At 66.2% G+C, this 20,272-nt stretch carries 18 protein-coding genes, 1 other RNA gene and 1 pseudogene; 9 read left to right on the forward strand and 11 right to left on the reverse strand.

Annotation, left to right across the window (positions count from 1 at the left end; translation table 11 throughout):
• Positions 1 to 382 precede the first annotated feature (382 nt).
• Entirely contained in the window at positions 383 to 2,572 is a 2,190-nt protein-coding gene (gene avrBs2 / locus F7R02_RS13560; RefSeq protein WP_172397190.1) for a type III secretion system effector avirulence protein AvrBs2, read from the reverse strand.
• A 153-nt stretch (positions 2,573 to 2,725) separates the two neighbouring features.
• Positions 2,726 to 3,883, reverse strand: coding sequence for an ROK family protein (locus F7R02_RS13570; protein ID WP_078589062.1), 1,158 nt, complete (start codon positions 3,881 to 3,883; stop codon positions 2,726 to 2,728).
• Positions 3,884 to 3,985: 102 nt separating this feature from the next.
• Between F7R02_RS13570 and F7R02_RS13575 the strand changes: the two genes are divergently transcribed.
• The gene (locus F7R02_RS13575; protein ID WP_172397191.1) at positions 3,986 to 6,643 is read left to right on the forward strand and encodes a TonB-dependent receptor; all 2,658 of its coding nucleotides are present in this window, start codon (positions 3,986 to 3,988) and stop codon (positions 6,641 to 6,643) included.
• 10 nt (positions 6,644 to 6,653) lie between these two features.
• A complete protein-coding gene (locus tag F7R02_RS13580) occupies positions 6,654 to 7,439 on the forward strand; it encodes a DUF1868 domain-containing protein (RefSeq protein ID WP_078589066.1) in 786 nt (261 codons plus the stop codon).
• Between the two features lie 139 nt (positions 7,440 to 7,578).
• On the opposite strand, the gene F7R02_RS13585 is transcribed toward F7R02_RS13580, so the two are convergent.
• Together F7R02_RS13585 and F7R02_RS13590 are read right to left on the reverse strand one after the other, a co-directional pair.
• On the reverse strand, positions 7,579 to 8,760 hold the full coding sequence (locus F7R02_RS13585) for a saccharopine dehydrogenase family protein (protein WP_167521030.1): 1,182 nt from the start codon (positions 8,758 to 8,760) through the stop codon (positions 7,579 to 7,581).
• Positions 8,761 to 8,792: 32 nt separating this feature from the next.
• On the reverse strand, positions 8,793 to 9,302 hold the full coding sequence (locus tag F7R02_RS13590) for a hypothetical protein (protein ID WP_078589070.1): 510 nt from the start codon (positions 9,300 to 9,302) through the stop codon (positions 8,793 to 8,795).
• Positions 9,303 to 9,349: 47 nt separating this feature from the next.
• Here F7R02_RS13590 and F7R02_RS27535 point away from each other — a divergent pair.
• Positions 9,350 to 9,544: pseudogene (locus tag F7R02_RS27535) on the forward strand (hypothetical protein); the annotation flags it as partial.
• Positions 9,545 to 10,121: 577 nt separating this feature from the next.
• A non-coding RNA gene (locus F7R02_RS13600) (sX9 sRNA) lies at positions 10,122 to 10,198 on the forward strand.
• Positions 10,199 to 10,516: 318 nt separating this feature from the next.
• Here the strand turns inward: F7R02_RS13600 and F7R02_RS13605 are convergent.
• The 3 genes from F7R02_RS13605 to F7R02_RS13615 all read right to left on the reverse strand — a co-directional run bounded on the left by F7R02_RS13605 (position 10,517) and on the right by F7R02_RS13615 (position 14,334).
• The gene (locus F7R02_RS13605) at positions 10,517 to 12,271 is read right to left on the reverse strand and encodes a M56 family metallopeptidase (RefSeq protein WP_078589072.1); all 1,755 of its coding nucleotides are present in this window, start codon (positions 12,269 to 12,271) and stop codon (positions 10,517 to 10,519) included.
• 3 nt (positions 12,272 to 12,274) lie between these two features.
• Complete coding sequence (locus tag F7R02_RS13610) at positions 12,275 to 12,661, reverse strand: BlaI/MecI/CopY family transcriptional regulator (protein ID WP_003482061.1); 387 nt, start codon at positions 12,659 to 12,661, stop codon at positions 12,275 to 12,277.
• Positions 12,662 to 13,146: 485 nt separating this feature from the next.
• Positions 13,147 to 14,334: a nucleotidyltransferase family protein gene (locus F7R02_RS13615; protein ID WP_005912544.1), complete on the reverse strand. Its 1,188-nt coding sequence runs from the start codon at positions 14,332 to 14,334 to the stop codon at positions 13,147 to 13,149.
• A 369-nt stretch (positions 14,335 to 14,703) separates the two neighbouring features.
• Here F7R02_RS13615 and F7R02_RS13620 point away from each other — a divergent pair, with 369 nt between their 5' ends.
• The 4 genes from F7R02_RS13620 to F7R02_RS13635 are packed head-to-tail and all read left to right on the forward strand — an operon-like array spanning position 14,704 to position 16,961.
• Positions 14,704 to 15,249: a phage tail protein gene (locus F7R02_RS13620; RefSeq protein WP_016849752.1), complete on the forward strand. Its 546-nt coding sequence runs from the start codon at positions 14,704 to 14,706 to the stop codon at positions 15,247 to 15,249.
• 24 nt (positions 15,250 to 15,273) lie between these two features.
• Positions 15,274 to 15,825: a phage tail protein gene (locus F7R02_RS13625; protein ID WP_003482067.1), complete on the forward strand. Its 552-nt coding sequence runs from the start codon at positions 15,274 to 15,276 to the stop codon at positions 15,823 to 15,825.
• A 24-nt stretch (positions 15,826 to 15,849) separates the two neighbouring features.
• Entirely contained in the window at positions 15,850 to 16,437 is a 588-nt protein-coding gene (locus tag F7R02_RS13630) for a phage tail protein (RefSeq protein WP_003482068.1), read from the forward strand.
• A 44-nt stretch (positions 16,438 to 16,481) separates the two neighbouring features.
• Positions 16,482 to 16,961 (forward strand): GNAT family N-acetyltransferase, encoded by a 480-nt coding sequence (locus F7R02_RS13635; protein WP_016849753.1) that lies wholly within the window; start codon positions 16,482 to 16,484, stop codon positions 16,959 to 16,961.
• A 15-nt stretch (positions 16,962 to 16,976) separates the two neighbouring features.
• Here F7R02_RS13635 and F7R02_RS13640 read toward each other — a convergent pair whose 3' ends face one another.
• The 4 genes from F7R02_RS13640 to F7R02_RS13655 form a co-directional block, all read right to left on the reverse strand.
• Positions 16,977 to 17,801, reverse strand: a complete 825-nt coding sequence (locus F7R02_RS13640; RefSeq protein WP_003482072.1) for a sulfotransferase domain-containing protein — start codon at positions 17,799 to 17,801, stop codon at positions 16,977 to 16,979.
• Positions 17,798 to 18,718 carry an HPr kinase/phosphorylase gene (locus F7R02_RS13645; RefSeq protein WP_078589074.1) on the reverse strand — a complete coding sequence of 307 codons (921 nt, stop codon included), beginning with the start codon at positions 18,716 to 18,718 and terminating at the stop codon, positions 17,798 to 17,800. Before F7R02_RS13645 ends, F7R02_RS13640 begins: the two co-directional genes overlap by 4 nt.
• Positions 18,719 to 18,741: 23 nt before the next feature.
• Positions 18,742 to 18,945: a PqqD family protein gene (locus tag F7R02_RS13650; protein WP_235857271.1), complete on the reverse strand. Its 204-nt coding sequence runs from the start codon at positions 18,943 to 18,945 to the stop codon at positions 18,742 to 18,744.
• Between the two features lie 144 nt (positions 18,946 to 19,089).
• Entirely contained in the window at positions 19,090 to 19,962 is an 873-nt protein-coding gene (locus F7R02_RS13655; RefSeq protein WP_235857272.1) for a class I SAM-dependent methyltransferase, read from the reverse strand.
• A gap of 145 nt (positions 19,963 to 20,107) precedes the next feature.
• Between F7R02_RS13655 and F7R02_RS26375 the strand changes: the two genes are divergently transcribed.
• A complete protein-coding gene (locus F7R02_RS26375) occupies positions 20,108 to 20,263 on the forward strand; it encodes a hypothetical protein (RefSeq protein WP_164513525.1) in 156 nt (51 codons plus the stop codon).
• Positions 20,264 to 20,272 lie beyond the last annotated feature (9 nt).

The raw sequence follows: 20,272 nt of genomic DNA on the forward strand, positions 1-20,272 counted from the left end.
TCCGGTCATTCATTGCCGTGTGTCGAGCATATGGCGCATCCGCCATGGGTGGATGCTTGCGATGCAAAGCATCCAACCCAGTGATGGCGCACTGCAGGCGGCTGCGGGGTTACTCCGAAGAGATCACGCACTTGCCTCCACCGATGAATCGATGGGAAGCAAGTGCGGATGCAGGTCCACGTGCCGCGACATCCTACGCCGCGGCACGTGGACGCAGTGCCCTGCAGCGCGCCTGATCAGGCGCCCAATCGCTCCCGGCGCGCTGGCTTGCCGGCGGGCGCATGAGCTCTCGCAATCCCTGACGCTGCCCGAGCGTGGCTTGGGCGCTTGCATGCCGCCCAAAGCGCTCAACCTACCAACCGAAGCCGTGAGGTTGGAAGGCTCAATCCGTCTCCGTCTGCTTGGCCTGCTCATTGAGGTAGTGGGTCACAGGAGCGCCACGGTATTTGTCGGTCAACACACCAAGCGCTTTGGCGCGCTTGTCCATCGCACGCGTTGCTGCAGGGTCATTGACCATGTCTGCGGTGTGATCGCGTTGTCTGCCTTCGCGAACCGCGGCGATGTGGTTCGGGTCGGCGGGGATGGAGCTGGCCTGGAATTGCTGGGTTCGCTGCTTCACGATCTCCGCGTCCCGGTTGATATCGATGGGCGTTTCCGGCGGCACGTCGAGTTCGTTGCCGGTATGGCCCCGGGCCAGCGTGCGGTTTTCCAGGATGGCGAGCAATTCCGCCTCGGGCTGATCGGTCAACAGGCTTTCGCCATCATCGCGAAACGCACCGGCCGTGGTGCGCTTGACGCCGAAGGCTTCGTCAGTGAGCTTTTGAAGCTCGCCGAAGTTGCGGTAAACGTAGTAGTCCTTGTCGTGATTGGCGCGCGGTACGGAAAAGTCCTCATACCGGTAGCTCACCGAATACGCGGCCTTTGCGTAGGCCGAGTCCGGCTGGCGCATCCGCGCCCGCGCCGCTTCCATGGCCTTGCCGGCATCGCTATCGTCGGTGGCCACCGCCTCCACGATCACCGGGCGCATCTTGGTCCAGCTGTCCAGCCACTGCATCGCGGTGTCCGCGAGCCCCGCAGCGCCCTGCTCATTGCTTCGAAAGAAGCCGCGCAAGCGCTCGTCGTTCAACATGCCCTGGCTCAAGACCGGCACCACGTTGATCTTGGCCAGCAAACGTTCCAGCGCGGCGCGGCGCGGCGCATCCTGCGAGTGCACCGGGTTGATCTGGTAGTGCTTGTACAAATTGGACAGGAATTGGTCAAAGCCGCCCGTGTAGTACTTGGCATAGACCTTGATCGCCGCGGCCTTGCGCAGGTCCGGCCGGCGCATCAGCAGCGTCGCCACCGCTTCGCCGGTGTTTTCCTTGCAATCCAGCGCCACCGACATCGGCTCGGGCTTTTTGAGCACGTGCTCCAGCATCTGCTCCACGCCGGCGATGGTCTGGTCGGTCTTGACGTAGTTTCCGTCAGACGGGTTGCGAATCACCAACGGCATTTCACGCAGCTCGGCAAACGGCACCTGCGACACTAAGCGGTTCTGCGGGTCGCCTGCCATGCGGCCAACGCTGAAATCGTGCATCAACACCGGCACGCCATCGGCACTGACCTCGACGTCCAGCTCCAGATTGCGGTAGCCCTGCTCGTAGGCATGATCGATGGATGCCAGTGAGTTTTCCGGGATGCCGGCGTGGTTATCGAACAGCCCGCGATGCACCATGACGTCCTTTCCGAACGCACGCGTGCTGGGTGCTTCGAAGTAGTGGTCGTGCACGAGCGATTGTCGATGATTGCGCAACAGCGCTTGCTTGCCTTCCAGCAGACGATGGTCGTTGGCCTTGAAGAACCCGGCGCCACCGTCGCGGGCCGGCACCTCGTGGCCGTGGTAGCGCGCGGCTTGCTGCAACTTGCGCCGCGCCGGCGTGCGTGCGGCAGGCTGCAGCCAGTTCGGCATCGCCAGCCCATGGCCGGAAAGATTCAACTGCTTGCCAAGTGCGGCAAGCGCCGCGTCGCTGAAACTGTCGCCAGGCGCAAACGCGCGCTGCAGATTGAAGATGATGCGGCCTTGTTGCGCATCGATCAGCACCGGGCCAGCGGCCGCACGTGCGCGTGCGGGCAGCCCGCGCGACATGGCATTGAAGGCGGCGGTATCCAGATACACCGGCTCCAGTGGCCCGGCGGCAAAGCGTGCCGCAATGCTGTCGGGTTTGAGCGCCGTGCCGGCCTGCGCAAGATGCGTGGCAAGCTTGGTTTGCAGTGTCTGCACGGTGATCTGGCGCGCCTGCACTTCGGCCAGACGCTGCTCGGAGAATTCGCTGTCGAGCGCCACCAGGGCCGGCTTGCCGGTCATCGCGCTGTCGTTCAACGGCACCAGCGGAGGCGCACTGCCGGCTCGGCGACGCGGCCTTTCTCGCAGTGGCGGGGTGTCGCCCGGCATGTGCGGCACCTGCGTCGGGCTGACCGCACTGGTGTGCGTTGGTAATGCCGGCGCAGCGGTGTGCGCGACAGAAGGTTGCAGAGGACCGATACGCATGATGACCTCGAAAACGCGGCGGGCGGCCAGTAAAGCGCGTGGCATATGACAATTCGCGATTTAGGCGAAAAGTACCGCCGGGATGCGAAACGATGCCTGCGTTACGCGCGTTGTGCGGGTTGTGCAAGCGGGCAGCGCATGCCTCGTTTGGAAGCGTTGCACAGCGCTTGGCGCGCACATCGCCGCGCATGACGCGCGCTAGAACAGCGTTTCCTTGAACGGCAGCATGGCCGCGCCCAGCACGGTGGCATGCGCCGTCACCTGCCCGACCTGCAGGGTCGGATACGGCAATGCAACGCCACGCCGCGGCGCAGGTTCGAAGGCGATGCGGGCGATCAGCCGTTGCGCAAGATCGGATGGCAGGCGCGCGCCAAAAACAATCACACGCGGATCGATCAACGCAATGATCGCCGCCACCGCAAGCGTCACGGTCGGTTGCACTGCATCCAGCCACGCGTCGATCTGCGGCCACGCCGCATCGTAGTGCTGCAGCATGGTGTGCAGGTCTGGCAGCGCGTGGCCATCGGCGACCAGCGCCTGGCGCAGGCTTTCCAGCGTTGGCCGCGCCATGCCGGTGATGGCCGAAATGCGCCCCAGTTCGCCCACATTGCCGTGTGCGCCGCGGCGCACGTTGCCGGCAGCAATCACGCCGGCAGCAAAGCCATCGGAGATCGACAGATAGACCAGATCCGGCGATTGGCGGCCAATGCCGTACACGGCCTCGGCCAGGGCGGCGCAATGGGCGTCGTTGTCCATCCAGACCGGTAGCTGCAGGCAATCGGCGACAAACCGGTCCAGCTCCACCTGCATCCATTCCGCTGCCAGCGACAAGGGCGGATTGACCCGGGTGCCATCGCCGATGCGCGGGCCGGTCATGCTCAGACTGACGCCGAACACATGCTGCCGATCCACGCCGGCCGTCCGTAGCAGCGCCTCCACCAAGGCCGGCAGGCGTGCACGCACCACCGCCAGCGTCAGCGGGAAGGCCGTAAGCTGGCGCATGCCACGGACCTGGCCGGCGAAGTCGATCAGCACCACCGCGAAGCCATCGACCATCACCGACACCCCCACGCTGTATGCATACCCCGGCACCAGGCTCACCTGCGCGCTCGGTTGGCCGCGGCCACGCCGCAACGAGGGCCGCAGCTGCAGCAGGCCGTGCGCCACCAGCGGGTCGACGATGCCCTTGATGCCGGGCACGCTGAGCCCGCTGGCGCGCGGCAGATCCGCACGCTCGAACTGCCCGGTCCTGCGGATCAGATCCAGCAGCAGGCGCTCGCTGGACCCGGCGGCCTGCCCATCGCTGCGGCGGCGGTAACGCGAACGAATGGCCGCGTTTGCGAACAAAGAGGGCATGCAGGGCGAAACGTCCGTCGTTGTCATAATCGCTTTAATTAAGCAGCTTAATTTAATCCGTCCGCGGCCCTGCGTTGGGGCCATCGACGTTGGTATCGTGCCATGCGCCTGTTGCATCCCCCTTCCCGACCCCATTGCGCTGCCCTGTCTCCCCCGCCGCATCCGCATGCGCTATCGCTGGCGCTGGGGCTGGCCTTGATCGCTTGGCTTCCCTGGCAATCCACCGCTGCCGACATGTCCGGCGGAGCCGACGCGCTGACCATGGATGCGGTGCAGGTGCGCAACCCGTTCCAGTCGCAGAACACGCGCGCCATCGCCACCAAGCAGGCGGCGCCCACCATCGTGGATTCGGTCGCCGCCGACAGCATCGGGCAATTGCCGGACTTCAATGTGGGCGATGCGCTGCGCCGGGTCACCGGCGTGAGCACGGTGGAGTACCAGGGCGAACCGCGCTATGTGACGGTGCGCGGCCTCAACGGCAACTACAACAGCATGCTGATCGACGGCTTTGCCTTCGCCAGCAACGACATCGGCAGCCGCCAGGCACTGATGGATGTGCTGCCGGCGAACTTCGTGGACCGCATCGATGTGGTGAAGTCGCTGCTGCCGGAAAACGACGGCGGCGCGATCGGTGGCGTGACCAATCTGGTCACCGCCACCGGCTTTGCCCGGCCCGATGGGCTGCTGACCGCCTCAGCCAAGGGCGGCGCCAATCTCATGGGGAGCCGCTATGGCGGCCGCACGCCGGTGGGCGAAGGCGAGCTGAAATGGGGCAAGCGCTTCGGGCGTGACGGCCAATTCGCGTTTCTGGGTGCGGCCAGCATCTGGCGCCGTGAGATTTCGGTGCCGCAGCAGGAAAATGGCGGCGCCCTCAATTGGTACAACGCCGATGGCACGCGCGCGCCGTCAGCCTATGGTGGCAGCGGCGCTGCGGTGCCCAGCGAACGGCGCTGGTACAATTACGACAACACCCGCGAACGGCGCGGCGTGACCGCACGCGTGGATTGGCAGCCGGACGGTCCGCTCAGCGGCCATGTGTCCGGCTACACGTTCAACCAGCACGAAGCCTCCGACCGCAATGCCCAGGTCGCCCAGGTGCAGAACAGCGCGCGCCTGACCCGCAGCGGCGCGCAAAGCGGCACGCTGGACAATCTCAACCAGCTCGTCGAGCTGGGGCAACTGCGCTGGAAGCGGGGGCTGTCCGGCATCAACGGCGAACTGCTGGCCGAGCTGCCTGGCCAGTGGCGCGGCGCGCTGCGGGCAAGCACCTCGCGCGCCACGGTGGACAACCCGCAGACCTGGGACCGCTTCCAGCAAAACCGCCTGGCTTACGGCTTCGATTGGAACGGCACCCTGCCGGCATTCACGGCCCTGGACCCGGCTCTGGCGGACGACCCGACCCGCTACGCCAACCTCAACCACCAGCAGGAGCGCACCACCTACGCCGAACGGGTGAGCGACCTGCAACTGGAGCTACGTCGCAACATGGACGAAGACAGCCGGGGGCTGGGGCTGGCCTTTGGCCTGCGACAGGTGCGCACGCACATGCAGACCGCGTTCCAGCGCACGACCTGGAGCGGGTTGCCTTATTCGCTGGCCGATGTGCTGGACGATCCCACCTGCGCCCTGGGTTGCAACGCGCCCATGTTGACCATCGACCCGGACCTGGCCGACGCGCGCTGGGATGCGGCGTCCGGCCAGGCGCGCGGCGTGGCGGACATCACCGCGCAGAACAGCGGTACCTACACCGTGGATGAGCAGGTGCGCGCCGGCTTCGCACAAGCACAGTGGCGCGGCGAGCGCTGGCGCTTGGCCGGCGGCGTGCGCCTGGAGCAGACCCGCTTTGGCAGCAGCGGCCAGCAATTGAGCGGCACCGTCTGGGCGCCTGTCAGTGCGCAACGCACCTACCGCAACTGGTTGCCATCGCTGGCCGGCCAGGTGCAGACCAGTGCCAACGGCACGTTACGCTTCGGCGCCTCGCGCTCGATCGGGCGACCGCGCCTGGACCAGATGGCCTTGAACGGCGGCGTGCTCGCGCTGGGCAGCAACCCGCCCACGCTCAACCAGGGCAACCCGGACCTGCAGCCGCGTCGCTCGCAGAATCTGGACCTTGGCCACGACTGGACGTTCGACGACCGCGGCAGCCTGCTGTCGATCGCGCTGTTCCACAAGACCATCGACAACGAGATTTTCCGTTACGGCCAGCTGCAGAACATCGACGGCGAGCAGGTGCTGGTGACCCAACCGCGCAATACCGACCGGCCGGTCCGCATGCGCGGCGCCGAACTCGGCGCGATCAAGGAACTGGGCCCATGGCTGCCCGCGCTGGCCGGGCTGTCGGTCGGTGCCAATGTCACCTTCCTGGACGTGGACTACCCGGTGGTGCTCGGCGATGGCAGCCGCACCACCTTGTCGGTGCTGCCGCAGCAGCCCAAGCAGCTGTGGAATCTGACCCTCAATTACGCCCGTGGGCCGCTGCGCGGCACCCTGGCCTGGAGCCGGACCGGCGAGCTGTGGGACGACCGCTACCCCAACTACAGCAACCAGCAGGAGTTTTATCGCAACCGCTACCAACAGCCGCTGGACCGTCTCGACCTGAAACTGGCCTGGGACGTCTCGCCGGCAGTGGCAGTGAGCCTGGATGTGCTCAACCTGACCGGCCAGGGTTACGAATACCGCATCGGCCGCCACCAGGAATACGTGCAATCGGCCTGGAAAATGGCACCCACCGTGATGCTCGGCGTCAACGTCAAACTCTGAGGGTCTTCCCATGTCGTCGTTTCTGGACACACGCATCAGCCGCCGTCACCTGATGGCTGCCACCGGCGCCTCGCTGCTGACCACCGGTCTGCCCACACGGGCCATGACGCCGCCGCCCTCGGATGTGGGCCGCAAGTTTCTGCGCTCGCGACGGCCGATGCCGTTTGCCGGCAATACCTTTGTGGGTCACCTGGAACAACAGGGCGATGGCTACGACAGCTTCGACCGCGTGCTGAATATCTACCGCCAATTCCCCGAGCAGCGCTTTGCCCACAAGTTCGCCGTGCTGCCGCCGAGCAGCTACCACGTGACCTTGTTGGGCGGGGTCAATGAGATCGACCGTGCGCGTGGGCCCTGGCCGAGCGATCTGCCGCGCGACCATGCCTTGGCGGATATCAACGTGGCCTATCTGGCGCGGCTGAAGGAGCGCGCCGCGCCGCCGTTGGGCGCTTGCCGCTTCCTGGTCAACCCGACGGCAGTCAGGACCGGCAATAACGACAATCTGCTGATTCCGTTGAAGCCGGCCGACACGCAAACCGCGCAGCGCCTGGAAGCTGCGCGCCAAGCGCTGATGCAACTGACACGCTTGCAGCGCCCCGACTACACCAACTTCCAGTTTCATATTTCGCTGGCTTACCTGTGCGACACGCTGGATGCGGCAGAGCAGACGGCGTATCGCACTGCGGTGCGCGGCTGGCTCACACAGCTGGCAGCCGCGGGACCGATCACGGTGCCACGCTTTCATTTTTGTACGTTCAACGACATGGACGCGTTTCGCACGGTGCTAGAGGTCTGACGTTGCGTTGGGACGGCGACGCAGCGATGTGCGCCGGCCACTTGGTTTCGGAACTCCCCGCCGCGTACAGAGAGCTTGGTTTCCCGCCTGGTGTGGTCGGCAAAGGCCTGGCGCTGCGCTGGTCTTGCGCCTCGCCCGATTACCGGTGCGCTTGCGTCACCGCCGTGCTCATCTGCCACGCGGCAAACTCCTGCTCGAACTCGGCCAGCGTCAGCAGCCCCATGCAGGCATGCGCACCGATCGGCAACCGATGCCCGGCAGCGAGTTTGCGTATCAGCAAAACAGCGGCGAAACACGGAATTTCCGGGCCGTGCAGCATCGCGGCGGTGAGGTCCCAGCGCAGCACCAGCGGGCGGCTTGTCCCGTCTCTACCATCGCAGGTGCCGCGCAGCTCCACCCGCATGCCGCCCAGGTCGGTACCGAAGCGGTCGAACCAGCGTCCGGCGTTGGCAAACACATCGGCCAGGCGCTGCATCGGTAGCGGCACGCCGCGTCGACGTAGCCAGGCGACGCCAGCAAGGCAGCGCTGCAGGAACGGCACTTCCAGCGCCGCACGAAATTGCACGGTCTGCACGCCGGGATAGCGCTGCGGCAACAGGTCGTGATCGGGCACATCGCACGGCGAGGCCAGGCGTGGGGCGAGCTGCGCGAACTGCACGCGCGTGGGGCGCGCCCAACCCACCACCTGCTGCCAGCGGCCGGCCTGCCACCAGTTGAAAGGCGTGCCGCAGTACGACAGCACCGCACGCACGGTGGCCAGACCCAACGGCGTGCCCTGTGCGGGCGCGATGACGATGCCGATCTCGTGCAATGCCGAAAAGCGCGGCAACAGCGCATCGATCACCGCGCTGGACAACGCCGGCAAGGTACTGGCACCGCTGATCGCCACGCGCTGGGCCTGGCGCGCGGCGGGGTCCATCGCCGCGGCGAAATCGCGGACGAAGGCGCGGCCATCGGCCAGATCGATGTAGTGCATGCCGGCCTGCAGGCAGCAGCGGGCCACCGCGTACTGCTGTCCCTGGAACGGCCCGGCGGTATGCACCACCGCATCGGCCCCGGTGGCCGCCAGCTGCGCGGAAAAGTCGCTTGCATCGATGTCCAGGCGGCAGGTGGAGATGCGGCCGGGTGCGACACCCGGCCAGGTGGTCGCTGCATCGCCCGGACGCCGGCCCGCGGCAATGACGTGGATCTGCGCGGTTGCCGCCAACGCACGCACGATGCGTGCACCGAAGTGGCCGAAGCCGCCCAATACCACTACCCGATACGTCATGGCCTGCTCGCCGCCTGTGTCTGTGCACAGTATCGGCGAGCGCACCACGATGCACGCACATGCACGCGACCGGCGCAGTCCGGCTAACCGTCGATACGCGTCGCCAGCCCGCTTCTCAGTGCTTCGCGCAATACCTTCAATGCCTGTTGCGTGGCCAGGCGGGATGCATCGGCCTGCTTGCTCGCCAACACGGCCTGTCGCTGCGCCAGTGCCTGTTGCTGCCTGGCCAACGCCTGCAGCGCATCGGGCGTTGCAGGCGGCTGCGCCGCGGTGGACGTCGTGGCAGATGCTGTGCGTGTCGAGGCCTGCAGCAGGCGCGGCTCGGCATGCGCAGACAGCTGCGCGGCGAGTGCAGCCTGCCGTTCGCTCAAGGCTTGCTGACGTGCGGCCAACCTGGCTTGAGCATCGGCCAGTTGCTGGCTGCGCAGATACGCCACAGCCAGTTGATGGAGCAAGGTCGGGTCACGCACCAGGTATTGCTTCCCATCGGCGCGAAACCACAGCACGCGTCTTCCATCGCCAGCGTAGCGGCGCGCCGTGTGCAGGTCATCGGGCGTGCCGTGCATCACTTCGCCCTCGCCATGCACCAGCACGTAGGCATCGCCTTGGCTCTGCGTGTTTACAGTGGCATGGCCGCAGGATTCATGCGTGCCGACGCGCGGCCGTGCCGGTGCAGCGGCTGCGGTGGGAGCGACCGGTGTTGCCGGAGAAATGGCAGGTGCAGCAGGTCCGGCAGGTCCTGCATTGGCCGGGGGCGCTGCTGGTGCTGCCCGGGCGGCACCGGCACCGGCAATGGCAAGCGCAGGTGCCGTGGGTGTGGTCGCGGCTATCGGAGTGGTCGCAGGCGCGCGCAGCGCAGCGACAACCGGCGCGGTTCGTGCAAAGTTCATCTCCGGTGTTACTGGCACAGGCGTTGCGATGCCACCCACACGCACGACATCGGCAATGGGTGCAGCCTGCGTCGTTGAAGGCGTAGCAAAACCAGCAAAAACCGGCGCAGCAGGTGAGGTGCGCACACCGGCAACTGCAGGCACGGCAGAGGCGTGTACGATGGCCGCGCTGCCGGCAACTGCGGCAAGGGCCACCAGCAACGCCGAACGCAGGCACAGCACAGGGGAAGTGGTCTGGATCATGAGATCTCCACGAAAGGCACAGTGAGTTGAGTGCGCCTGCGCAGGGCACGCAGGCGGATGGAAACAGCGATCACGCGGCCACGGCGTTGCTGACGCTGCAGGCGTCGTGACGCAGGAGTGCAGGGCTGTGGCGGGCCCGTGGTGTTGCAAGTGCTGCCTTTACCGAAGCGATGCCAGCGCATTGCGCAGGCACGTGCCTGGCGTCAAGACCTGGGCTAAAAGCAGCAAAAAGTGACTTCACTCAACGCCCGGTGAGTGCGGCCGGTACGCTGAATCGGCATGTACTGCGCGTGCACTGCGATTCCGATCGCGCCGTCCACGCCCACCTGACGACTGCTCGCTGCGTTATGTTCTCCGCTCTTGCTGCGGCGGCGTGTCTGCCGGCCGTGCACGGCCGGATGCGGAGTGACGCTGCATGCCATGCCGTGCTGCTCCGTGGCCAACGGAACCCATCGCCGCGGTCACCTGCGGTCTACCGCGACCCACGCTGGTTCTCGCGATTGGATCGCTGCAACAGCCGACAAGCCGGTGCGAACAGCTGTCGGCTATGGCGGGCAGCTGGCGCAATTTGCACGCCAAGAAGCAGTGCGTCCCCGAACCTGTGCGTGGTGCATGCTCACTCCTCGTACCACCACGCCCGCCTGACGTGAGCGCAGGCGTTTCGTCAATGGTGTCTAGTTGTTCGCGCGTTCTGCTTCTGCTTGCGCCTGGTCTGCCTCTGCTTGCGCTTTTTCGGCCTCTACCTGCGCTTGCGCTGCCTCGCGTTGCGCTTGCGCCGCTTCCCGTTGCCCACGTCTGGCCTTGGCGCGGCCCTGAAGAGCGGCCTGCTTGGCCAGTTCGACCTGGTGCCGCGACAGCGCGTCCGCTTGTCGCACCGCGGCGGCATACGCGTATTGCGCCTGACGATGCTGCTGCGCCACGTCGCGAATCTGCTGCTGGGCTTCGCGTGCTTGCTGTTGCGCCTCCTGTTTGGCCTGCGCCAGTTCCGGGCCGAGGGAGGCCAGTTGTTCGCGTGCTTCCTGCAATGCGTCCTGTGCGGCCTGCATGCGGTCTTGCTGTCGTTCAAGGTCGTGGTTGTCGGCAGCGAACGCATCGTGCACGGCGGCTTGCGCGTCACGGCTGGCATCGCGGCGGATGCGGTCCAGGTCGAGATTCCAGCCACTGTCTATGGGGTCTGCGTCCTCGTCATGCAGCGGTTCGGCGCCCAGCACATCGGCGATGACACCGTGCGTGGCAGGGGCGGCCGCTTCCGCAGGCGCAGCCGGCAGCGCCGGTGCAGGCAACGCGCGCATCGGCGCCGCGGCGTCGGCAGCCTCTGCCGTGCTGCTGACCTGTGCACGTGGCGCTGGCGGGGCAGTCACCACAACCGGCTGCATGCCGGCAGACGTCACCGGTGCCGGCACCGGCATGGCCACCAGGCGCAGCGGCAGTACACCGCAGACGGCCACCGCGGCCAAAATCATCGCCGCGGCCAGCCGCGGAAACGCGTGGGTGTCCTGCAACATCGACAGCCTGCGCTTCAAGCTGATGAACGAAGGCGAGGCGCTTGCCACACCACCGCGCGGACGCGGGGCCACACCCAGTTGCAGCAACAAGCGGCCGTAGTCGTGGCGGCAATGGCGGTGCCCGGCGACCACGGCGGCATCGCAGGCGGCTTCGCGGGCGGCTTCGCGGGCGATCGCATATTCGCGCACGGCCAGATGCACCAGCGGGTGGAAGAAGAACAGGTGCTGCGCCAGCGCCGGCAGCAGGCCCCACCACAGGTCGCCACGACGCAGATGGATCAGCTCATGGGTCAGTGCCATGTCCAGATCGTCATCGGCCATGTGCGGCAACCGTGCAGCAGGTAACAGCAACACCGGGTGCCACGGGCCGATCAACTGCGGCGAGTCGATTTGCGATGACAGCCGCAGCGCCGGCGGGCGCAACAAGCCATGCGCCTCAGCAGCCATCTGCAACGCCTGCACCAAGGCCTGGTCATTGCAGGGCTGCGCCGCGCGCACCAATGCACGACTGCGTAGATAGGCGCGCGCCGTGCCGGCGGCCAGCACCAGCACGCCGGCCGCCCACAGCGCCAGCAATACCACAGCGAACGTGGGCCAAGAGCCGACCTGCACCGCCTGCGCGGTGGCATCGGCATGCGCGGCCGTGGATGCCGCGGCGGTGGCGTTTGCCAGTGGCGCCAGGCTGTCGGCCGAGCCCAGCGCACTCGTCACGCTGTGCGCCGGCAGCACCGGCAGTTGGACCGGGTTGCTCCACACCAGGCCCACCATCGCCTGCACGCCCACCAGCCACCACAACCAGGTCTGCGTGGCTGCCGGAAGGCGGCGCACGCCGCGGCACAGCGCCCACACCACCAGCACCAGCACCGCGGTCTGCACGCTGGTGGCGCCAAGCTTCCATAACACCGCTTCGATCAGGGGCGACATGACTCAATCCTCCTTGCGCTGCGACTGCAGCTTGGCGACCAATGCTTCGAGTTCGGCCAGTTCGGTATCGCTGACTTCGGCGCGTTGCGACATCCACGCCACGAACGGCGATACCGAGCCCTGCAGGGTCTTCTCGACGAACTGCCCCACCGCCCCGCGCACCACGTCGTCCTGGCCGGCGGTGGCGCTGTAGCGGTATACACCGTCGACTTGCTTGCGGCGCAGGAAACCTTTGGCCCGCAGCCGCTCCATCATGGTCAGCACGGTGGAGCGCGCGAGTCCGCGCGGCTCACCGAACGCGGCCGCCACTTCGCCCACGCTGGCATGCCGCTGTTCTTCGATGTATTGCAGCAGGGCCAGCTCCTGGTCCCCGATGGTCTTGCCGCGCATGGCGCTCTCCCTGACTACAGTTGTCGCCACGGTAGACGTGACTACAGCTGTCGTCAATAGGCCGGATGGCAGGGGTGCTGCCAAGTGCGTGCTACCGACACCCGATCGGGATGACCGGGCGGCGACAGCCTGGACACATCGCCCGCCCCTGGATGGATGCCGCCAGGTCCACCAATCCCGTACCACCGAAGCACCGACGCCGAAGCGCCACGACCTGCAGGATTAACGGGTACTGCCAGCCAACTCATGGCGCGTGGCCAACGCTCTGCGTCTTGGACGGATTGGCCGCATGGCGCTACGGCAGCCACGCGTGGTGGGCCATCGTTGGCGACCGCGGATGTTCACAACCATGCGGACTGTGTCGGGAGCGATCGCATCTGCGTTGGGAACTGCGTGCGTGCGTCGGGCGCAGCGTCCGGCCGGCCCGGCGATGCGTTGCGTTTCAATGCCGGCCAAGCCAAGGAATCGTCGTTCGAGCGAGTGCGCTATCCCTGCATCTGGCGGCGTTTGAGCAGATGCTGTTTGACCAACCGGACCATGCGCACACCGAAGTAGGCCCAGTGCAATGCGCGGGGCAGTGGCACGGCCTGGCGATCCATGTCGGTGGGAACGAGCAGCACCGGCAGCACGTGCAAGCGGCCGCGCCATGTCGATTGCAGCGACAGTAGATGCCTGAGGTAGGCGAACAGTCCCAGCCGCACCGCCAGGTCCGCACCGCGGTCAGATCCGAGCGCATCCAAACACGGTAGCAGCGCAGCGGCGACCGGTCGGGCCTTGCGCAGCAATGCGGTCTGCTGCCGTAGCGCCGCCGGCAGCGCAATTCCCAGGCTGGCTTCGGCCAGCAACGCACTCAGTGCCAGCTGTCTCTCCACCCCAAGCCGGCGTGCCAGCGCGAGCACTGCCTCCCAGTCCAGCTCCGCACTGCCCATCGCGTGCGCCATGTCCACCAACCAGAAGGCGCGATGCCAGTGATGCTTGGTGCCATGAAACGCGGCATAGACCACGGCCGCTGGCGGCGACAGCGTGGGCACGTGCACACCGCCCAATTCGACCGTACCGAGATGATCGCGCCAGATCTGTTGGCCGAGCGGGAACTGGCGCTCGTGGTTGGCCAACCGCAGATGTAATTCCAGCACCACGCCGGTGTCACGGTGGCGCAGCGGCAGGGCATGGTTGTAGCGGCAGTATTCCACTGGATCGCATGCAGCGTCCGACTGCAGCACATAACCCAACGCGGCCAGTGCGGACAGCGCCTGTTGGCTGGCCTGCGGCTCGATCAGCACATCGATATCGCACGCTTCGCGGCGGTGCAGTCGGCCGAACTGCGCCACATACCCCAAGCCCTTGAGCAGGCAGCAGCGGATACCCGCCTGCTGCAGCGCCGTCACCAGCTCGCCGATGGCCGCTGTTTGCTGCAAGGACTGCAGCAGCAGGCGTCGCTGCCGCCGCCGCAGCGCTTGGCGCAACGCAACAGGAATGCTGGGCCCCAGGGTGTCGGCAGCAGGCAACGCCAATGCCATTCGATGCTGTGCAAGCGAACGTTCGAAGGCAACCGCATCGGGGGGCGTGGCCACCGCTGGCAGTTTTGCAGCAGCAGGATCGTGTTGCCGCCAGAGCCACAGCAGGTAGCCGAACGCGGGCGACCACGTCGCGCAAGCGTTCTCGACCGTCACGGCGCAATGCGCTTCAACGCGCGGGCGCACGAGAATCGCAAGTGGTGAACGCGCGCACCCCAGCGCGTCGGTAGCCTGTGTTACGTTCGCTGCCAGGGGCCATATCCGCGTTTGCGGATTGCGGGGAAAACTGAGCGAAGTGGTAATCCATGCACACCGTTTTGCGCCGCCTGACGGCCGTGTCTTTCATGCCGGCCCAGCGCCGATGCGCTGTGCATGCCCCGCACTATTAATAGCACAGCGTTCACCGTATCGCGGCTTGCGCGGACGCGTGGCGGAAGCGTTGTGCAAGGTCCTCGCTATGGCCTGGGGCGGTCCCGGGTTCCACCTACATGCGCGTGATATTGCCGATCGTCGAGGAGCCGTTCTATGAATGAGACAGAAGCGTTTGTGGGCGAAATTCGCCTGTTCCCGATCGACTGGGCGCCCGCTGGCTGGCTGCCGTGCGATGGCCGCACCTTGCCGATCACCAGTAACGTCGCGTTGGCCTCGCTGCTCGGCACCCAGTTCGGTGGCGACGGCAAGACCACGTTCAACCTGCCGGATCTGCGTGGCCGCACGCCGGTCAGCCAGGGCGTCAATCCGCTCACCACGCCGCCGGTGTCCTACACGGTCGGCAACTATGGCGGATTGGAGGGCGTGGCGCTGACTGCGACGCAGGTTCCGCCGCATACCCACATGGTGAATGCCGTCGCCGCGGCAGCCACGACCGCTGCGGTGGCCAGCAATGCGAACGTCCTGCATGCCGAAACCCCAACGCCGCAGTTTCTTTACGCGCCAGTCGGTGCGCTGATCCCGCTGGCCGGCGACTCGGTGAGTCAGGAAGGTGCCGGTGCCGCCCACAACAACATGCAGCCATCGCTGGTGCTGAATTTCTGCATCTGCACGGTCGGCATCTATCCGCAGCGCCCCTGACGCGGGCCACAAAGGAACCACACCATGGATGCCTATACCGGTCAAATCATCCTCTTCGCCGGCAACTACGAACCCCAGGGTTGGGCGTTCTGCGACGGACGCCAGCTGCAGATCAATACCTACATGGCGCTGTATTCGCTGATCGGTACTACCTACGGCGGCGACGGCAGGACCACCTTCAACCTGCCGGATCTGCGCGGCCGCGTGGCGATCTCGCAAGGGCAGGGCATCGCGCGTGCGCCGACGCCGCAATTGACCGCGCGCGTGCTGGGGCAGCAATTCGGCACCGAGACGGTGTCGCTGCAGCTGGCGGAAATGCCGGCGCATCGCCATACCCTGCAGGCGTTCAATTCGCCAGCGTCTTCGCTGACGCCGACCGGGCAGTTGCCCGCCGTCACTCAGGGCGGCAATACGGGGTACCTCACGCCTCCTGCCGGCTCCACTCCCGCCGCCAGTACGCTTGCGACCAATGCGGTGAACGTGGCCGGCGCCAGCCAGCCGCACGACAACCACATGGCGACGCAGACGCTGAGCTATCTGATCTGCTTGAACGGGTTCTACCCGCAGCGGCCGTGATCGGCTATCGCAAAGGAGTTCGACATGTCCAATAGCTTCATCGGCGAAGTGCGCGCGTTTCCCTACAACTTCGCGCCCGAGGGCTGGCTCGATTGCATGGGGCAGACGGTCAGCATCAATCAGTATCAGGCGCTGTTCGGGGTGATCGGTTTTGCTTACGGAGGCGACAAGCAGACTACGTTCGGGTTACCGGACCTGCGCGGCCGCGCGGTCACCGGACAGGGACAGGGGCCCGGCCTGAGCAACTACACCATTGGCCAGTTGCAGGGTACCGATTCGGTGGCCCTGGTGTCGTCGACGCAGTTGCCCGCCCACACGCACTCCATTACCACCATGTTCCTGCCCCCGGCGACCGCGCCGGGTGCTGCGGTCAACACGCCGAGTTCGAGCTCGTATCTGTCGCGCTTGCTCAATCCGACAACCTCGCCGCCGACCTCGTACAAGGCGTATGCACCGGCAACGACCACACCCATGGTGCAGTTGTCGCCTAACGCGCTGGCCCCCTTTCCGTCGGGCTCGCAGGCGGTGCAGGCGCACGAGAATCGTCAGCCGTTCACGACGATCCGCTATTGCATCTGCGCTACCGACGGCATCTACCCGCCAAGGCCGTGATACTGCTGCGCTTCGCCTGTCCTGCGTCCCTGGTGGCACGGGGCATGGCGATCCGTGCCGAGCACGAGGCGGACTTGCCCACGCTGCGCGCGCTGTTCCGCACCCAGCGCTGGGCCGAGTTCGCACTGTTGCCGTGGGACGATGCAGCCCGAGAGGCATTCATCGACCAGCAGTTCGACGCACAGCGGCGTCATTACATCCTCGGTCAGGAGCAGGTGCTGTTCCTGGTCGTCACCGAGGGCGACCACGTGATCGGGCGGCTGTACTTGGGTAGCGACGCGACAACGACGGTCTGCTTACTGGATATCCTGCTGCTGGCGTGTCGTCGCGGGCAAGGCATCGGCACGGCGTTGATCGAGGCGCTGGTGGCGCAAGTGACCCGCGACGGCCGCAACGTGGTCTTGCAGGTCGACAAGCACAATCCCGCGCTCGAGCTGTATCGTCGGCTCGGCTTTCGCGCTTACGACGAGACCGGCGTTGCCTGGAAGATGGCGTGGTCGCACGGCGTGTCCCACGCACGCTGAGTTGTGTGCACGTGCTCAGGCATCCCGGTAGCCCAGCCAGGCCATGGTGGGGCCATGCTGGGCACGTACACGTGCCGCCTGTGCCGCGCTGAGTGCGCTGCGCCACGCCCCCGCGCGGCCCTGACGGAAGAAGCGCGCCTGCCCGTGTTGGCGCTCGGCAAATCCATGACGCTCCTCGCTGTCGCGTAGCGCTTCGAAACGACAGGCCGCAACGGCCTGCGCGATCTGTACCGGCTGCGTGGACAGCCCCAGAAAGCCGGCCAGCCGCGCGGTTTCCCGCAACGGGTTGTCCAACAGGTCTTCATACCGCAGCAGCAGGCGTGGACCAGGCGCATGCAGCCAGGAGGCCACATGTTCGGACCATGAGCCGAAGCGTTGACGTGCCTGCGGCCGGTATCTGGACAGGGTACTGCTCACGGTGGTTGCGCTCTGGCCCAGTTGCCCGATGGCAGCATCCAGATCGATGCCGGCGTGGTCGGCCCAGGACGGTGCGACGTCGCGCGGATCGCGCACGATATAGACGATGCCCAGCGTCGCCACGGCGGGGAACAGCGCGGCATCGTAGCGGTCGTGAACCTTGAGCACGCTCGAGGCCTGCATTGCGCAACGACGATAGGCCGTGCCGCGCAGCAGATGTAGTTCGTCCGGGGTCAGATCGCCGATATCCACGTCAAGATGACGCTCCAGCCATGCCCGCGATGCGGCATTGGGCAGCGCCGGTGCCAGCTCTTCGAGCTGCATCGCGGCGGCGCCGCTACGCAAACTGGCGATCAGGCAACGCACCCAGGTATTGCCCGACTTGGGATACGAGGCGAGCCAGACGATCCCGCGCCGGCTCATGCGCCGACATGGGCTTCGATGAGGTCGACGGTGATGTCCAGCGCGTCGAAGCGGCGCGGACGCCGCAAGCGCCAGACACGGACCTGGCGGGCGATCGCAGCAGCGTGCGCAAATGTCGCCGCATGCAGACCCATCCGCACGGCCGCCTGCGGGCGTGCAAGATACCCATGCAGCAGCGGCAATGCGTGCTGCGGCGACAGGCGCTGAAGATGCGGTTCGGAAGCGTCGCCAAGGACGACGACCGCGTCCAGGCGCACCGGTGCCGCATCGAACCCTGCGCTTGGGCGCAGATCGAACTTTTCCATGCCTGGCCGCACCGGCGGGGCATCGGTCACCGGCAACTGCAATGACTCCAGGGTGTCGCGCCAGAGCTTCAGCCGCGGAAACGCAGGCAGCACCATGATGGCACCGGCCGAGTCGGGGCGAATGACGGTGAGATCGTCGCTGAGCAGTCCATGGCCCCGTTTGAGCAAAGCCGCCGCCAGCGTGGATTTCCCCGCACCACTGTGGCCGGCAAATGCCACGGTCTGTGTGCCAATGCGCAGGCAGGCAGCATGCAGCGGAAACAGGCTGCGTTGCAGGCACAGATAGCCCAGCGCCGAACCGAGCAGAAACAGCCGCCAACTCTCATCGTGCCGATTTAGCCGCTGCACGCGCATCGCCCGACCGGCGTGCACATGGATACGCACCACCTGCGGCACCTGCAGCAGGACCGAGCCATCGCGACCAACGCTCAACCACGACTCCACCGGGTCGTGCAGGTCCAGGCGATCCGGAACCTCTCCCTCTTCGATCACCACGTCCGCATCGACAGGCGTCGCAGTCGCCGACCAAGGCGGCAGCTCGGGCAGCGTCAACGCACTGCGGACGTGCCAGCCGCACAGCACGTAGTGGTGATGTAGCTGCGTGGTGGGCATTGGCTGGTGGGCAGATGCGTCGGTCAGGCGCGCATCTCCACCGCCCCGGCATCGCGCAAGGTGTGCAGCATCGCGGTCACGTCGGTTTCGATGGTGGCCCTGGGCGCCGCATACTCCGCACTCAGGCGATCGCACAGCGTGGCGAACGCGCAAGGCGGATCCAGGTGCGACCAGATGTTCTTGCCGATGGCATCCAGCGACAGATACAGCCCGTGCTCGGTACTCATGAGGACGAGTTCATCGCCCATCTCTGCGGCTAGACAACCGGATGTCCTGGCGACGATCGTGCTCGGTGCGATGCGCATCCATGGGCCAAGTCGATAGGGAAACAGGAGCTTACCAGGATGCATCGCGCTGCAAAGCGCGGCTGGTCACGGCGGCCAGGCGGTGGCGCGGCGGCGGAAGACGCTCTGCTCATCGGCCTGCACCGGCAGCCGCCGGTTATCCGGACCAAACAGCGGCGTGTCCGCGCGCGCAGGCGTCGGCAGGCACAGCACCGTGTCGAACCAACGCGCCGCCTCGGTGTCGCGCAGGCGAAAATTGGCATGGCGCAGCACCAGCAGGCCGCCGGGGCGCAGGCAGCGTACGAAATCCAGCAGCTGTGCCTGGACATCCTCGAACCTGATCAAGTGATCGCAACGATCGCCGCGATGGGCGGCCAGGTCGCCGCGACGTAAGACAGCCAGGCAGAAAATGGCGTCGTAGCTGCCGTCGCCCTCCTCTGCCGTGTTGCCGGCCACGCGAAACCCCAACCCTGTATCGGGTCTGGCGCCAAGATGACGGTAGCAGGCGCGGATGGCATCGGGATGGATGTCCAGCCCAGTAATCATCGCCTTGGGAAAGTAGCTGCGCAGGCTGAAGACTTCTTCGCCGCTGGCGCAGCCGAACGACAGCAGTCGCGCCTGGCTGTCGGCGCCAAGGGTCTGCTGGACGAATCCGAACAGCGCGGGATAGCGATCCATTGAGGTGGTCGCATGATCCTGGAACAAGGGCACTGGCGAGCTGAGCTGCAGCCGCGCATATCCGCGGCCCTGGCGGCTGCGCAGCGCGCGATAGAGCAGCCGGACTGCAACGGGAATCGGCAAAAGCCTGCGCCAGCGGGAGCGTTGGATGGTCATCTGGCCGATGCGTGGGGCGTGAAGCAAAACGGAACGAAGAGCACTTTTCAGCACCGTGACGGCGGCAGCTCCCCGCACCTGGACGTGCCGGTGTCGCGAACCGCATGTGGTGGTAACCTGAGCCACCCGTGTAGCTTACCGCCGAGCGTGGCGAGCGAACGGTAGATCAACGTGGTAGAGATGTGTGCCGGGTCGCATCCTGCGGCTGACGCGCACGAACCTTCGGTTGTACGCGACCGTGTCACATCACTGGCAAGAAGGAGATTGCGCGATGCACGAGAACCAACCGGCTGTCTTGTCCGATACGTCGATCGAGGGTGGACGCAAAGCATGGTCAGCACCCGTCGTGTCCTTCCTGTCGATCGATGAAACGGCGAACAACGCAACCGTGGGCGACGACGGCAACGGTACGTTTACCGGCTCCTGAGCCTGATCG

It is taken from the genome of Xanthomonas cissicola (assembly GCF_008801575.1).
Lineage (GTDB): Bacteria > Pseudomonadota > Gammaproteobacteria > Xanthomonadales > Xanthomonadaceae > Xanthomonas > Xanthomonas cissicola.

Excerpts from the sequence above, each read along its gene's own strand:
- avrBs2 (WP_172397190.1), bottom strand. The coding sequence starts at position 2,572 with ATGCCACGCGCTTTACTGGCCGCCCGCCGCGTTTTCGAGGTCATCATG.
- F7R02_RS13570 (WP_078589062.1), bottom strand. The coding sequence starts at position 3,883 with ATGCCCTCTTTGTTCGCAAACGCGGCCATTCGTTCGCGTTACCGCCGC.
- F7R02_RS13575 (WP_172397191.1), top strand. The coding sequence starts at position 3,986 with ATGCGCCTGTTGCATCCCCCTTCCCGACCCCATTGCGCTGCCCTGTCT.
- F7R02_RS13580 (WP_078589066.1), top strand. The coding sequence starts at position 6,654 with ATGTCGTCGTTTCTGGACACACGCATCAGCCGCCGTCACCTGATGGCT.
- F7R02_RS13605 (WP_078589072.1), bottom strand. The coding sequence starts at position 12,271 with ATGTCGCCCCTGATCGAAGCGGTGTTATGGAAGCTTGGCGCCACCAGC.
- F7R02_RS13610 (WP_003482061.1), bottom strand. The coding sequence starts at position 12,661 with ATGCGCGGCAAGACCATCGGGGACCAGGAGCTGGCCCTGCTGCAATAC.
- F7R02_RS13620 (WP_016849752.1), top strand. The coding sequence starts at position 14,704 with ATGAATGAGACAGAAGCGTTTGTGGGCGAAATTCGCCTGTTCCCGATC.
- F7R02_RS13625 (WP_003482067.1), top strand. The coding sequence starts at position 15,274 with ATGGATGCCTATACCGGTCAAATCATCCTCTTCGCCGGCAACTACGAA.
- F7R02_RS13630 (WP_003482068.1), top strand. The coding sequence starts at position 15,850 with ATGTCCAATAGCTTCATCGGCGAAGTGCGCGCGTTTCCCTACAACTTC.
- F7R02_RS13635 (WP_016849753.1), top strand. The coding sequence starts at position 16,482 with ATGGCGATCCGTGCCGAGCACGAGGCGGACTTGCCCACGCTGCGCGCG.
- F7R02_RS13640 (WP_003482072.1), bottom strand. The coding sequence starts at position 17,801 with ATGAGCCGGCGCGGGATCGTCTGGCTCGCCTCGTATCCCAAGTCGGGC.
- F7R02_RS13645 (WP_078589074.1), bottom strand. The coding sequence starts at position 18,718 with ATGCCCACCACGCAGCTACATCACCACTACGTGCTGTGCGGCTGGCAC.
- F7R02_RS13650 (WP_235857271.1), bottom strand. The coding sequence starts at position 18,945 with ATGAGTACCGAGCACGGGCTGTATCTGTCGCTGGATGCCATCGGCAAG.
- F7R02_RS26375 (WP_164513525.1), top strand. The coding sequence starts at position 20,108 with ATGCACGAGAACCAACCGGCTGTCTTGTCCGATACGTCGATCGAGGGT.